Below are 14,138 nucleotides of genomic sequence, written 5' to 3' on the forward strand. Positions count from 1 at the left end.
AGGAGGGGACGAGTCTCGACTCCCTACGCCGGCATCACCCGGATCAGGTTCGAGGGTCTGCGGCTGTTCCGCACTCTCAGCGCCCTCATCCCTTGCGGGAGGCGCTCCCCTGTCGTTGTCCCGTCAGCATACCGCCGATGCGCTGCCGTGAGGTGTGCTTCCGAGTCAGTTGAGGGCGAGTGAATCGAGAGCGGACTCCACGGCCTCGATGCCCGAGCCCGTCGTGGCGGAGCCAAGTGTGTAGGCGAGGACCTGGCTGCTTCCTTCGACAACCACGCCGACCGCGTTTGGCCACGTGTCGCCGTAGAGCGGGAACTCGTATTCCGCGACATAGCCGGAGTATCCGCCACCAGTCACGACCGGGCCCTCGGCCAAGATTTTCGTGCCCTCGATATCGAAGGTCAGGTTTGCGATAAAACTCTGCGCTTCGAGGCGCGCAGACGACGCCCCTCCCACATCCGGCACGCTGATCACGATCATCACCGTGCTGTCTGCCTCGAGGTCGCCATCGATCAACCACGCGCCATCAAACGAGGCGCCAACCACTCCCCGCGCAGCCATATCCGCCTCCATTGCCTGGCCATCGACATATTCCTCGACGTTGCCCCAGGCGGGGTCGAACTTGATTGTTCCGGCGCCGCCCATCACGGGGGTTGCGCTCCAGCCCGTCCGCTCCTCCCCTTCGAGGGCTCTCGCGTTGGGGTCGGCGTTGAGAGCCGCAGTCGCAGCATCTTCCAGGCGTGGCACGACTAGGGCGATAGCGGCGATTCCCCCCACCACGAGGGTCACCACGCTGGCAAGAATGCCCGCGACTGCCTTGCGTGACAGGCCTCGGCCCTTGGCCGGGGCCTGGGTGGACGCCTGCCCAGCGGTCCACTGCGCGCCGTCCCAGTAGCGGTGTTTGGTCGAGTCCGAAGGATCGGTGTACCAGCCGGCGACCGCCGCACGGGCGGGTGCGGGCTGGGCTGAGGGTGGCGCCGCATAGCCGGCGGAGGGTGGCGCCGCGAGTGCGGTCTCGGGGGTCTCGGGAGGGGCCGCGGAGGGATTGGCCTCCGGCCGATGGCGATCGTCCGGTCGCTGGTCCGTCATCGTGTCCCCACCCTCATCGCTTGGCGGGGAGCCTAGCAGGGCACATGCTCGTCGTCGGGCCTGTGTGACGGTGTCAACAGTGGGAGGGGGTGCCTCTCCGCCTTGCCTAAATGTCGGTGCGGTGGAAGTTCTGGAAGCTGCGGCTCGCCGTGGGGCCGCGCTGGCCGCGGTAGCGCGAACCGTATTTGCCGGAGCCGTACGGGTGCTCCGCGGCGGAGGACAGCTGGAAGAAGCACAGCTGGCCGATCTTCATGCCCGGCCACAGATTGATCGGCAGCGTCGCGGTGTTCGACAGCTCGAGCGTGACGTTGCCCTCGAAGCCCGGGTCGATGAAGCCAGCGGTCGAGTGCGTGAGCAGTCCGAGCCGACCGAGTGAAGACTTGCCCTCGAGCCGCGCCGCGATGTCGTCCGGCAGGGTGACCGACTCGAAGGTCGAGCCCAGCACGAACTCGCCCGGGTGCAGCACGAACGGACGGTCGTCGTCGACCTCGATGAGCCGGGTGAGGTCGGGCTGCTCCACCGACGGGTCGATCGCCGCGTACTTGTGGTTGTCGAAGATGCGGAAGAACTTGTCGAGCCGCACGTCGATCGACGACGGCTGGATCATGTCGGGCTCGTAGGGGTCGAGGGCGACGCGTCCGGAGTCGATCTGGGCGCGGATGTCGCGGTCGGAGAGCAGCATGGGGACAACCTACCGCGAGCGGTGCCAAGCTACGCCGAGATGCCCAAGTGCCGTTCCAACCGGGAGTAGACCGCGTTGAGCACATCGACCTGAGCGTCCCAGTGATAGGAGTGAATCAACTCTGGGCGCGACGCGATGCGAGCCCTGAAACCATCGTGGTGACGCACCAGCATCCGAGCCTTCCAAACGAAATCGGTAATGCTGCCTGCTTCGTAGACAGCTCCGAGACGAAGATCGCGCACAAGCTCGGCTTGCGCTGCGGTGTCGCTGGTAAGGATCGGCAGCGTCGCCTGAAGGTACTCGCAGAACTTGTTCGTGATGGCCACTTCGTGGTTCGGCGTGTGGTGCAGGGTCGAGAGTCCGATGGTCGCGCGCGCCACATAGGCAGGAACAAGGCGCGGATCCACGAAGTCAACGATGTGCAGCCGAGCCGCCACCCCCAACCGGTAGGCCAGGTTGAGGTGGCCTTGTACGACCTTGTTGATCCTGTTCGTGACGAGGACCAGATGGGTATCCGTCATGTGCTGCAGCGCATACACCGCGGTCTCGACTCCGCGTGCCGCGTTGATTCCACCCACGTACACCATCACCGGTGCGTCCCGGACACGTGCGCGATCACGAATGTCTTCGAACCCGGCTGGGGGATCGATGACGAGGGGAGCGTTCAGCACCACCGCCGGGGTTTCATCGAGGTCGTAGTCGCGGGCGAGGAGTCGGGCGAGTCGTGGCGACACAGTGATGATGGCGTCCGCGCGGCCAATGAACTCCCGCTCCAGGTCGACGTAGGCCGCCCGAAGTCGTGGGTCGAGGTGCGTCAGACCAATGATGTACTCGTGCGCATCGTAGACAAGTGCGACTCGTCTTCCTCGCGCGGCTGCGCGGTCCACGGCGCGCGCCGCTATCGCGAGCATGAAGACGTCGTGCACGTGAATTACGTCAGGCTCAAAGGAGTCGAGGGCGTCGGAGAGTTCCGCCTCATCATGCGTGATTCGCGGGAGTTCGTCACGCCACGAGAAGCGAAGGTCTCCGAAGTAGACATCGAGCTCCCCTGCTGCGACCAACGGATCGTCGAATCTCGCGTCGAACGAGTCTTGGATATCGATGTGCGGTCGTCGAAGCGCTAGCCACTGGTTTCCGAGGGCCGCCATGGTCCTCCTCGCCAGCCCTCGAACGCCCCGGCCTTGTCGGGCCCAGCGCCGCCACGCCCGCACTTGCCTCTCAGCACGAACAACCTGCGATGCCGTGCGGTAGTACGGCCGGAACACGAGCGACATGCCAAACCACGGAAGCTTCTGTCGCCGTTGCATGCGCGTTGTAGGTGGGACGTAGCCCTCAGGCACCCCGGCTACGGTGACAGGGCAGCCGTGTATTGCGGTCTCGTACGACTCACGTTCGGTCGTGCTTCCAAACGCATGCACCAGATGCCCAGCCCCTAGTGCCGCATCGATGTACTTGAGCACTCGGGCGTCTATCTGAATGTCGTTGCCCGCGAGATAGGCGATCTTCACGATTCGCGTACCTCCTGCCTCATGGGTATCTGGAGGGCTTGTGAAAAGACGCCCGCCGAGTACCTACCACCGTGAACCGCGACAGCGAACTCTCTGCTCTTGAGCGCGATCTCGGCAAGGTGCTCCGGTGATTGCACCAGGGCCGCCACGACGGATGCGATCTCGAGGGGCTCGGCTTGGACTATTGGGAGCTCGCGTCCGGTGGCGTCGAGCACGCGTCGACGGACCTTGTCGGTGACATTGCCCACGACCACGCACCCAGAGGCCATCGCTTCAACCGCAGCGACGCCGTAGCTGCCGAGTCGAAACTGATCGAGATAGACATCAGCGCCCTGGAGGACAGCAGGCATTGATGCCGATGCGACTCCCTCAAGGCGCCTGTACTCGACGCCTGTCTGCTTGGTGACGGAGTCCATCGCCGCGTCTGCGTCACGTGACCCTTTGACTACACCGTTGCTGGGGACGTGCGCGACCACGAGGTGATCGGACCGTTGCCCGAGGTCTGGTTGCCAGATACTCGGATCAACAGTGACCGGACACCATCGCGCGTAGGGGGCATCATCGAGCAGATCGGGAGTCGAGACGAGAACCGGGCCCGCGTAGCCCCGCAAGCCACGCCGATACTCAGAGGAGTTCCTGCGCATGATTGCTCGCGATTCTTCGGGGACCTCGCGGTAAGGCGACCACGTGAAGGTGTCTGCGTGCCGATCGATATTGCGGATATCGGTTCCGTGCGCGAGCATCGATGTCGCCAAGCTGGCCTGATCGAGCAGGTGCGCCTCGTAGAAGACATCAAGTCTCGTCAGATCGGCGAACAGTGGACGTCCCGCTTCGATCACGGCATGTGTGAATTGCTGCCGTACCCAGCCGTATTGTTCCCGTTGCCATCGGCGATTCTGGCGGTATGGTGCGGCTGGCACCTCGTAGTCGCTGGGGAACGCGAAGCCTCCATCGAGTGTGAGGCAGAATGCGGTCGCATGCGTCGAAACCGTTTCGCGCTCGAGAGCGCGCGCCCACGCGAAGCCCTGGCCGGCGAAGTTCGCAGGCCCGATGAAGACTCGGTGCTCGGCGTCCGGGATATCTGGCCGCAGGTGGTAGTGGGGATGCTCGACAGGAAAGGGCGCTACCGGCCGACTCACGGCCTCGGCATCATTGAGCGGACCGTCCGGCGTCGCACTCAGTCGAGTTCGCCGATGACTCGAGCGCAGTGCCACGAGGTGCAACTCCCGGAAAGTCTCGCCACGAGGGGCTCGGCTGGCGCGCTCTGTCGAGCGCACCTGAGGACCAAGGCAGGATACCCCAGCGACTCGTATTCGGCGGCTTGACCTCCATAGGGGTCGGCGAGCGCACCGGTAGTCTCGTGCCCATGAAGGTCATCAGTGTCGTGGGCGCGCGCCCCCAATTCGTCAAACTCGCCCCCATCGCCCGCGCGTGCAAGGACGCGGGAATCGACCACGTCATTGTTCACACCGGTCAGCACTATGACGCTGCGATGTCAGACGTGTTCTTCGAGGACCTCACTATCCCGGCACCGGATGTGCACCTCGGCGTGGGTTCGGGGACCCACGGGGCCCAAACGGGAGCCATGCTCGCTCAACTTGAGCCGGTGTTTGAGGCACACCGCCCGGATTGGGTTCTCGTCTACGGCGATACCAATTCCACGCTCGCAGCGGCGGTCGCCGCAGTCAAGTTGCATCTGCCGCTCGCGCACCTCGAAGCGGGTCTGCGCTCCTTCAATCGGCGCATGCCGGAGGAGCACAACCGTGTCCTGACCGATCACGCGGCGGATCTTCTGCTCGCGCCCACTGAGGTGGCGCGAAGTCACCTCGCAGCTGAAGGGCTCAGCGACCGCACGGTCGTCGTCGGCGACGTGATGGTCGATGTCTGCTACACCGTGCGCGACGGTCTCGTCGCTCGCGACGCGGTGAGCGCCGAGTCCGATTACTTCGTCGCGACCATCCACCGAGCGGATAACACTGACGATCCTGAGCGTCTGCGCGCCATCGTCGCCGCGCTCGCAGATGCACCTGCGCCGGTGCGTCTGCTTGCCCATCCCCGGCTTCGTGCCCGTGCAGAGCACCACGGTATCGATCTCGGTGCGGGCGCGATCGAGGTCCACGCGCCGCTCGGATACCCCGACATGGTGGCAGCTGTGCTCAGTTCGCGCGGCGTGATCACGGACTCGGGCGGTCTTCAGAAGGAGGCCTATCTGCTCGACCGTCCTTGCACCACATTGCGGACGGAGACCGAGTGGGTCGAGACGCTACACGGCGGCTGGAACGTACTCGTGGATGACCCAGCGAAACTCGGTCGTGAGTTGCGCCGTGACGTTCCGACTGAGCCTCGTATCGAGCCCTATGGCGATGGAACCGCAGCGGTCTCTGCCGTCAAAGAACTCATGGTTCGAGCCTCCTGACCGCCGTCGGCTGATCCCGGTCCCAGCCTAGCGAGGCTCGGTGAGCAGCCGCTCGATCCGCGGCACCGACGTGAAGTATTGGCCCGCACGATGACGGCGTGCCTGCTGCCACGCCGCCAGCACCGCCGCCGACTGGTCCACGTACACGAAGTCGGCCTGGTCCAGCATCGCCTGCGCCTCCGTGGAGCGCGCGAGCAGTCGCGCCATGCGCCAGCGCGGGCCGCGCAGCGTCAGCCGCGCCACCTTCGCCTTGTGCCACGGGTTGCGGCCCTTGCGTCGCTGGCCGATGCGGGGATCGAGCACGAGCGGCTCCGGGTCGGTCTCGCGCCAGTGCGAGAGCGGTCCGAGGGTGATCACGTCGACCTCGACCCCGGGGTGCTCTCGGAAACGGTCGATGTAGGACTGCAGCGCGGTCGAGCGGCGCAGCTCGAGCGCACTGAGGATCACGATGCGCGTCATGCCGAGACCTCCGTGGTCAGTGCCGTGATGCGGGGTGCGATCTGCTCGCGCCGCTGCAAGGACTCTCCGAACGCGAACGCCGCCTCGCGGTCCTGGTCCGTCGCGGTGCGGACGAGGCCGGCCGTGCGACCCAGTGTGGCCGCGATCTCTTCGGGAGTCACGTCCGCCACAGCCTCCCACAACGGGTACTCGCGCAGCACGTTCGACGAGTCGTTCTCCGGAGCGTGCACGGAGACGATGGGCTTGCCGGACGCGACGTACTCGAAGACCTTTCCGCTGGTGACGTATCGCCCCTCACCGAGCGCGAGGACGAGCGCGTGCTGGCGCGCGTAGAAGCCCGCCACCTGCTTCTTCTCCACCTGGCCGATGAACTCGACGCCGGCGTCGGTGGCCGCGTCGAGGATGGCCGCGAGGTCGCCGCGCGGGGTGGCGAAGTACCCCAGGTAGCCCGCGACCTCGAGCACGGCGTCCGCCGGGATGTCGCCGCGCTCCTTCGCGAGCGTCCACCCCTTCATGAGCGCCTCGAGAGGCACCTTCGGCGTGATCGTGCCGAGGTAGCCGAAGCGCATCGGCCCGTCGTCGAACGGTGCGGGCGGGCGCCGCTCGCCGAGCAGCTGCGGGTCCCAGCCGTTCATCACCACCTGCATACGGTCGGCGGTCTCCGGGTACTCCTCGGCGTGCCAGGCGCGGATCGCCTCGTTGACGAACCAGACCTCGTGCGCGGCGTCCATGTATCGCTGCTCGAGACGGCCGATGCGCGATCGCCGGGGGGCGAGATCGTCGCCTGAGAACACGTCCAGGCGCCACGCATCGCGGTAGTCCATCACGAAGGGCACTCCGTGCTCGCGGTGCAGGTGGTACGCGCCCTGGAAGTCGACGTTGGGGTTGGCCGTCGCGATCGCGAGGTCGGCGGGGCTGCGGCGCTGCAACGCATCGAGCGCCGCTTCGAGGGCGCCGCGCCACTGTCCGTAGTTGTGCTCCGGGAAGCCGATGCGGTCGAGCCGCGAGCGGATCCGTCCGTAGGCGCGCGACCCCAGCAGTGCACGGGCTGGCGAGAACTCCCGGACGTCGGTCTCCTGCGTCGCCCACTCGAACGGCACGCGCACCACGTCCACGCGGTCGTCGACGGCGGACTCGAGCGAGGCGTCGACGCCGATGTACTTCTCGTACGCCTCCACCTCGGCACACACGACGGTGACGCGCCAGCCGGCCTCCGCGAAGGCGTTAGCGGTGGCGATCGCCCGGTACACGCCGCCGGTGCGCGCGGGGGCGAAGCCCCAGGCGATATAGACAAGATGGGGGGATGCGTTGCTCACGATCGGCCATTCTGTCATGGTGACGTGCCACGAGTCAGTGCAACGGTGATGACTCGGAACGTTTCGACTTCGGCTAAAGTGAGTCGCGGCTCCCATACTTTCTCGGAAGGCACCACCACGATGCAGTTCGGACACTTTGACGACGAGGCGCGCGAGTACGTCATCACGACGCCGCACACGCCCTACCCATGGATCAACTACCTGGGGTCACAGGAGTTCTTTGGGCTCGTGTCGCACACGGGTGGTGGCTACAGCTTCTACCGCGACGCGAAGATGCGCCGGCTCACGCGCTACCGCTACAACAACATCCCCGTCGACGACGGCGGCCGCTACTTCTCGATCAACGACGGCGGAGACGTGTGGAGCCCGTCCTACCGCCCGTACAAGAAGGACCTCGACCGCTTCGAGACGCGCCACGGCATGGGCTACACGCGCATCACCGGCGAGCGCGGCGGCCTTGAGGCCTCGGTGCTGTTCTTCGTGCCCGTGGACATCAACGCCGAGATCCACCAGGTGACGCTCACCAATCTGTCCGATGCGCCCAAGGCGGTGGATCTGTTCAGCTTCGTGGAGTTCTGCCTGTGGAACGCCGAGGACGACCAGACCAACTACCAGCGCAACCTGAGCATCGGCGAGGTCGAGGTCGAGGACGGCGCGATCTACCACAAGACCGAGTACCGCGAGCGTCGCAACCACTACGCGGTGTACGCGGTGAATGCGCCCATCGCGGGCTTCGACACGGACCGCGACGCCTACTTGGGCTACGGCAACGGGTTCCACGAGGCCGCCGTGCCGCACGCCGCGACGTCGCAGGATTCCGTCGCCTCGGGCTGGTACCCCATCGCGTCGCACCACCTCGAGGCCGAGCTCGCGCCAGGGGAGTCGCGTCAGTACACCTTCGTCCTCGGCTACCTCGAGAACGCCGACGACGACAAGTGGGAGTCGCCTGGCGTCATCAACAAGGCGCCCGCTCGCGCACTCCTCGCACGCTTCGACGACAACGCGAAGACGGACGCCGAGTTCGCCCGCCTGAACGAGTACTGGGACAACCTGCTGGGCAGCTACACGGTCTCCTCCACGGACGACAAGCTCGACCGCATGGTCAACATCTGGAACCAGTACCAGTGCATGGTGACCTACAACATGTCGCGCTCGGCCTCGTACTTCGAGACCGGCATGGGACGCGGGATGGGCTTCCGCGACTCGAGTCAGGACCTGCTGGGGTTCGTGCACCTTGTTCCCGAGCGCGCCCGCGAACGGATCATCGACATCGCGTCGACCCAGTTCGAGGATGGCAGCGCGTACCACCAGTACCAGCCGCTCACCAAGCGCGGCAACCACGCGCTCGGGTCCGGCTTCAACGACGACCCGCTGTGGCTCATCTTGGGCGTCGCCGCCTACATCAAGGAGACGGGCGACTTCGCGATCCTCGACGAGATGGTGCCGTTCGACAACGATGAGTCGCTCGCGCAGCCGCTGATGGAGCACCTCAAGAGGAGCTTCAACCACCCGCTCGAGAAGGCCGGTCCGCACGGATTGCCACTCATCGGCCGCGCGGACTGGAACGACTGCCTCAACCTCAACTGCTTCTCGTCCACGCCGGGTGAGTCCTTCCAGACCACCGAGAACCAGGCGGGCGGGGTGGCGGAGTCCGTCTTCATCGCCGGCATGTTCGCCGCGATCGGCCCCGACTACGTGGCGCTCGCGCGACGGCGAGGGGACGATGCGGAGGCCGAGCGGGCGGAGAAGGCCATCGCGGACATGAAGCAGGCCGTGATCGACCACGGCTGGGACGGCGAGTGGTTCCTGCGCGCCTACGACTTCTACGGCAACAAGGTGGGCTCGCACGAGAACGCCGAGGGCCAGATCTGGATCGAGCCCCAGGGATTCTGCATCATGGGTGGCATCGGCGTGGATGACGGCAAGGCCATCAAGGCGCTGGACTCGTGCCGCGAGCGGCTGAACACGCCCCACGGCATGGTGCTGCAGAACCCGGCATACACGAGTTACCAGATCGAGCTCGGCGAAGTGTCGACCTACCCTCCGGGCTACAAGGAGAACGGCGGCATCTTCTGCCACAACAACCCGTGGGTCATCATCGCGGAGACCGTGGTGGGCCGCGCCGAGCACGCGTGGGAGTACTACAAGCAGATCACCCCCGCGTACCGCGAGGAGATCTCCGAGGTCCACCGTCTCGAGCCGTACGTCTACGCGCAGATGATCGCGGGCAAGGACGCGTCGCGGCACGGTGAGGCCAAGAATTCGTGGCTCACGGGCACAGCCTCGTGGAACTTCGTGACCGTGTCGCAGTACCTGCTCGGGGTGCGCCCGGGGTACGACGGACTCATCGTCGACCCGTGCATCGGCGCCGAGGTCGCGGACTTCACCGTGCGCCGCCAGGTGCGTGGCGCCGAGTACGTGATCACCGTCACGAACTCCGGCGGCAAGGGCGCGACGCTCACTGTCGACGGCGACGTGCTCGACGGCACCGTGGTGCCCTACGCCGCTCCTGGATCGGTGGTGCACGTCTCCGTCACCGTGTGAACGTTGGGTGAAGGTCCAGGTCCACGGTGCTCTGACGCGCGTGCCGCCCCTGGAGGTCGGTAGTCTCTCGACCATAGGGAGGAGCGTGATCCAACTGCGACGTACGGCTGGCAGCGATGCCGACGCGCCCGCTCGACCCCTGGTCAGCATCGTCACGTCCGGCCACGATGTGGCAGACGCACGGCTGCACCGGCACGTGAGCGCGCTCGTGAGGGCGGGCATGCGTGTGGAGGTGCTCGGCCTCGGAGACGCCGCCGACGCGCCCGCAGGGCTCGAGCGCGTGCGCGTGACCACCCGGCCGCCGCTGTGGCGCCGACCGCTGCTGGCCGCCGAACTCGCGTGGCGTGCGAAGGGATCGGTGCTGATCTCGCTCGATCCGGAGTCCGCCTTCGCGGCCTGGACCCGAGTGCGCCTCACACGCCGGTCCGTCATCGTCGACGTTCACGAGGACTACCGGGCGGTGCTCGAGGATCGCCGCTGGTCGCGCGGACTTGCGAAGGTGGCAGGCCGGGTCCTCGCCCAATCCGGCATCCTGGCGGCGCGTCGCGCCGACGTCACGGTGGTGGCGGACTCTCACCTGATGACCGAGCTGCCCGAGCGGGTCGTCGTCAGGAACGTGCCCGACGTGGTTGAGAACGGGGCCCGTGACGACAGCCCCCGCGCGGTGTACGTCGGTGACGTGCGGGCGAGCAGGGGTCTGTTCGAGATGGTCGATGCCGTGGAGCGCAGCGAGGTGTGGTCCCTCGACTTGGTCGGCCCCGTCGCAGCGGATGATCGCGACGCGCTCGCCAGCAGAGTGGCGGCGCTGGGCGACCGGGTCCGGATCCACGGCCGTCTGCGTCCCGACGAGTCGTGGCGCATCGCCGCCGGCGCGTGGGCGGGCTTCAGCCTCCTGCACGACACCCCGGCGTTTCGCGAGGCCACGCCGTCCAAGATCTACGAGTACCTCGCCCATGGGATCCCGGTGCTCGCCACCCCCCTCCACGCGCAGGCGTGCCTCGTCGAGGACGCTGCGGCAGGGGCGCTCGTGCCTGACGGCGACGCGGCCGCACGTCAGCTCGACGCCTGGGCGGCCGATCCCGACGCTCATGCCGCACTGTGCCGCGCCGCACTCGACTGGGCGTCGACGTCGAGTGCCTACGCCGAGGGAAGCGGCCGCATGGCGGCGGCGGTCGAGGCCGCACTGGGCATGGAGCCGACAGGGACCGCCCGCGTCTAGCATGGGGGAGTCGCACCGCGCGGCCTCTGCATTCTGAACGAAAGGCCCGCACCGTGCGCCTTGCCATCGTCACTCCATGGTTCCCTACGGAGGATTCCCCGTACAGCGGCACGTTCGTGCGGGAGTGGTTGAAGACTCTCACCTTGCCGCCTGGCGATGTGACGGTGATTCACTGCCGCAGTGTGGGCCCCGACGAGCAGGAGTCGGCCACCGAGGCCGACGAGGAATACGGCCGGGTGATCCGCATCACCGTACCGCACGACGGCATGCTCTCCCGGGCGGAGACCGCGGTCCTGCACCGTGAGGCCATCAGCCGGCACGCCAGCGAGGCGCTCGCGGCCGCTGACGCGGTGCACGCGCATGTCGGCATGCCCACTGCGGCCGCCGTCGCGGGCTTGGTCAGGCCGGAGCAGTCGTTCCTCACGGTGGAGCACGCCACGTATACGCGGGCACTCGTGGCACATCCCACGGCAGCGCCCGCGTACCGGCAGATGCTCGAGCGTTCGCACGTGCACCTCGTGGTCGGCGAGGACACCGCGCGGACCATTCGGCGTGCTTTCCCTGACCTGTCCGCAACTGTCGTGACGTCTGGGAACCCCGTGGACGGTCGCGTCTTCGCCTTGCGTGCGAAGCGACCGGTCGCGCTGTCGCGCTGGCTGTTCATCGGCAACCTCATCGACCGCAAGGGTGTCCACCGTGCCATCGGCGCGCTGGATGAGTTCGCGGCCCGCCATCCTGACCGTTCGGACTTACGACTGAGCATCGTGGGGCAGGGGCCCATGCGAGAGAGGCTTGAGGCGCTCGCAGAAGAGGTGGGTGTGGCTGATCGTGTCGACTTCCTGGGCCCGCGCGAACCAGAAGACTTGCCTGCGTTGATGGCTGAGCACGACCTCCTGGTGCATCTCGCAGACCTGGAGACCTTCGGCCTGACCATCGTCGAGGCGGCGGCCGCGGGCCTTCCGGTGGTGGTCACCACCTGCGCCGGCCCCGAAGAGACCATGGCTGGTCCCTCTCGTTACGGTCAGGCCGCCTTGGTCGGCCTTCCAGCTCGCCGGGCAGATGTTGCCGACGCGGTCGAGGGTCTCGAATCTGCGGCACCGACGGCGGACCCTGCCGCCGCCCGTGCCGCCGTCCTGGAGGCCTACGGACGCGAAGCCTTCGGCACCAGGCTGGCGCGCGCATCGGCCGGGGGGCCGTTCCACGCAGAGCCCGACGACGACGCGCCCATCGTGGTGGTGGTCGCACTCACGCGCGACGGCGCACGCCGCGTGCGCTATGCCGTCCCCGAGCTGATCCGGCGTGGCAACCGCGTCCGATTCGTCACCGCGCGTACGGACGAGGCCCGTATGGCCGACGCCCGCGCGCTCCCGCTGAACATCCGGCCCCAGCTGAATCGCCGGCTCGCCTTCAAGGCGGAGGCCGGGGTGATGGGCATGGCGCCCGAGGCAGCCGCGAAGGCGGTGCGCACGGTGCTGGCCCCGGCCCTTCGCATGGGCGGGGCGGTCGGGCGCGTTGCCAGGGGGGGAACGACCTCCACCAACCGCGGACTCGCGCGCTGGCGTCGCTCGCGCGCCCGTGGCGAGGCAGCGCTGTTGCGCCGCCACCTCACGGGGAGCCGGCCCGCACAGGAAGTCGAGGCGATCGACAGCGCATGGATGGTGGCTACGGCTGGATCCACGGGGTGGGTGCTCGCGGCCGATCGCGAGAGCCTCTCCCTGGCGGGCCCCCTCGCCTCCGCTCTGGGGGCCGCGCACGTGGTGGGCCCCGACGACGTGGACGAGTTCCTCAGCGCCCATCAGAGGTAGCGCCCGCGGCTGACCTCAGTCGATGCCGAGCGCCGTTGCGAGCGCGCGGGCCGACTCCCTGCCGTCGTGCCAGCGGGCGGCGAAGTCCCGAGCCAGCGTCGACGTGTCGACGTCGTCAGCGCCGAGGCCGCGCAGCACGTCCTCGAGCTGATCCGGCGTCGCGGACAGCACCGGCAGCTCCTCCGCCGTGACCGCGCGTACCGCGTCCCGCAACGGCGCACCCGCGAGGGAGATCACGAGTCGGCCAGCGTGCATGGCCTCGACTGCGGCGACGCCATACAGGTGAAGGCGGAACTGGTCGAGCACCACGTCAGCATCGGCGACGGTCCGTGGCACCTCCGTCGGTGGCAGTCGGCCCGGTGTCACCACCGCGATCTCCGCGTGCGCTGCCAGGCGGGCCAACGGTCGATCGAGGAGCGCGCCGCCCTTGATCCACGGGTTGGAGGGCAGATGAAGGACCCGCAGCGGCGGCGAGGACAGGTCGATCGGGGGCGCACTCGCCCAGGGTGAGGGGTCCACGACGACGGGCAGCCACTGCGCGCCAGGGAGGTGGGCGAGCAGGTCGGGAGTCGACACGAGCTGGGGTACGCCGGAGGCGCGGGCAAGGCGAGCGTTGCGGACCGCGCGTGCCTCCAATGCGGCGACGTGGGCGCGGTGGCTGCGGTCCCGGAAGGGCGACCACGGGTTGTCGGCGGACTCGACGGACGGGCGGCGGATGTCAGTGCCGTGCCACGCCATGGCGACCGTCACCCCTGCCTGCTGGAGCGCCCGCGCCTCGCGGGCCGAGTCGTAGCCGAACAGTGATCCGAAGAGCGGGCGGCCGGATTCGAGCACCACATGGGTGAAGCCGTCGACCACGGCGTCGAAGAGGGCGTCTTGCCAGCTGCGGCCGCGTCCCTGTACGTCGCGAGGGAGGATCTGGTCCGCGTCAAAGGCGAACGACCCCTCCGACGTCAGCATCCATGCCTCGGCGGTGACGCCGTCTTGCTCCTTCATGAGTGCTCGCGCCCAGGCAGTGCCTTGACCCGCGAAGTTGGCAGGCGCGATCAGCACGTGCGCTCGCGACCCCGGGTCGCGGCTGACGGAAGGGACGCTGACGT

The 14,138-nt window shown here is 67.5% G+C and carries 11 protein-coding genes and 1 riboswitch; of the genes, 4 read left to right on the plus strand and 7 right to left on the minus strand.

Translation table 11 applies throughout. From position 1 onward, the window contains the following. Nucleotides 1–3: 3 nt before the first annotated feature. Nucleotides 4–121: riboswitch (TPP riboswitch) on the minus strand. Nucleotides 122–165: 44 nt separating this feature from the next. The 4 genes from AOP72_RS01050 to AOP72_RS01065 all read right to left on the minus strand — a co-directional run bounded on the left by AOP72_RS01050 (nt 166) and on the right by AOP72_RS01065 (nt 4,493). Next, nucleotides 166–1,089: a DUF2510 domain-containing protein gene (locus AOP72_RS01050; RefSeq protein WP_062131174.1), complete on the minus strand. Its 924-nt coding sequence runs from the start codon at nt 1,087–1,089 to the stop codon at nt 166–168. Nucleotides 1,090–1,195: 106 nt separating this feature from the next. Further along, nucleotides 1,196–1,771, minus strand: a complete 576-nt coding sequence (gene dcd / locus AOP72_RS01055) for a dCTP deaminase (protein WP_062131177.1) — start codon at nt 1,769–1,771, stop codon at nt 1,196–1,198. A 29-nt stretch (nt 1,772–1,800) separates the two neighbouring features. Then, entirely contained in the window at nt 1,801–3,279 is a 1,479-nt protein-coding gene (locus AOP72_RS01060) for a glycosyltransferase family 4 protein (protein WP_152650202.1), read from the minus strand. Further along, complete coding sequence (locus AOP72_RS01065; RefSeq protein WP_152650203.1) at nt 3,276–4,493, minus strand: glycosyltransferase; 1,218 nt, start codon at nt 4,491–4,493, stop codon at nt 3,276–3,278. Before AOP72_RS01065 ends, AOP72_RS01060 begins: the two co-directional genes overlap by 4 nt. Before the next feature lie 152 nt (nt 4,494–4,645). Between AOP72_RS01065 and wecB the strand changes: the two genes are divergently transcribed. Continuing rightward, nucleotides 4,646–5,695: a non-hydrolyzing UDP-N-acetylglucosamine 2-epimerase gene (wecB, locus tag AOP72_RS01070; RefSeq protein ID WP_062131187.1), complete on the plus strand. Its 1,050-nt coding sequence runs from the start codon at nt 4,646–4,648 to the stop codon at nt 5,693–5,695. A gap of 27 nt (nt 5,696–5,722) precedes the next feature. Here wecB and AOP72_RS01075 read toward each other — a convergent pair whose 3' ends face one another. Together AOP72_RS01075 and AOP72_RS01080 are read right to left on the minus strand one after the other, a co-directional pair. Next, entirely contained in the window at nt 5,723–6,154 is a 432-nt protein-coding gene (locus tag AOP72_RS01075) for a hypothetical protein (RefSeq protein WP_062131190.1), read from the minus strand. Next, the gene (locus AOP72_RS01080) at nt 6,151–7,470 is read right to left on the minus strand and encodes a glycosyltransferase family protein (protein WP_084631820.1); all 1,320 of its coding nucleotides are present in this window, start codon (nt 7,468–7,470) and stop codon (nt 6,151–6,153) included. Before AOP72_RS01080 ends, AOP72_RS01075 begins: the two co-directional genes overlap by 4 nt. A gap of 120 nt (nt 7,471–7,590) precedes the next feature. On the opposite strand from AOP72_RS01080, the gene AOP72_RS01085 reads away from it, so the two are divergent. The 3 genes from AOP72_RS01085 (at nt 7,591) to AOP72_RS01095 (ending at nt 13,038) form a co-directional block, all read left to right on the plus strand. After that, nucleotides 7,591–10,014, plus strand: a complete 2,424-nt coding sequence (locus AOP72_RS01085; RefSeq protein WP_062131195.1) for a glycoside hydrolase family 94 protein — start codon at nt 7,591–7,593, stop codon at nt 10,012–10,014. Between the two features lie 85 nt (nt 10,015–10,099). Then, nucleotides 10,100–11,233, plus strand: a complete 1,134-nt coding sequence (locus tag AOP72_RS01090) for a glycosyltransferase (RefSeq protein ID WP_062131198.1) — start codon at nt 10,100–10,102, stop codon at nt 11,231–11,233. Nucleotides 11,234–11,286: 53 nt separating this feature from the next. Beyond that, a complete protein-coding gene (locus tag AOP72_RS01095) occupies nt 11,287–13,038 on the plus strand; it encodes a glycosyltransferase family 4 protein (RefSeq protein ID WP_062131201.1) in 1,752 nt (583 codons plus the stop codon). Nucleotides 13,039–13,053: 15 nt separating this feature from the next. Here the strand turns inward: AOP72_RS01095 and AOP72_RS01100 are convergent, their stop codons facing one another. Then, on the minus strand, nt 13,054–14,034 hold the full coding sequence (locus AOP72_RS01100; protein ID WP_152650204.1) for a hypothetical protein: 981 nt from the start codon (nt 14,032–14,034) through the stop codon (nt 13,054–13,056). Nucleotides 14,035–14,138: the final 104 nt, after the last annotated feature.

It is taken from the genome of Demequina aestuarii, from assembly GCF_000975095.1.
GTDB classification, from domain to species: domain Bacteria; phylum Actinomycetota; class Actinomycetes; order Actinomycetales; family Demequinaceae; genus Demequina; species Demequina aestuarii.

Excerpts from the sequence above, each read along its gene's own strand:
- wecB (WP_062131187.1), top strand. The coding sequence starts at position 4,646 with ATGAAGGTCATCAGTGTCGTGGGCGCGCGCCCCCAATTCGTCAAACTC.
- AOP72_RS01075 (WP_062131190.1), bottom strand. The coding sequence starts at position 6,154 with ATGACGCGCATCGTGATCCTCAGTGCGCTCGAGCTGCGCCGCTCGACC.
- AOP72_RS01050 (WP_062131174.1), bottom strand. The coding sequence starts at position 1,089 with ATGACGGACCAGCGACCGGACGATCGCCATCGGCCGGAGGCCAATCCC.
- AOP72_RS01085 (WP_062131195.1), top strand. The coding sequence starts at position 7,591 with ATGCAGTTCGGACACTTTGACGACGAGGCGCGCGAGTACGTCATCACG.
- AOP72_RS01100 (WP_152650204.1), bottom strand. The coding sequence starts at position 14,034 with ATGAAGGAGCAAGACGGCGTCACCGCCGAGGCATGGATGCTGACGTCG.
- dcd (WP_062131177.1), bottom strand. The coding sequence starts at position 1,771 with ATGCTGCTCTCCGACCGCGACATCCGCGCCCAGATCGACTCCGGACGC.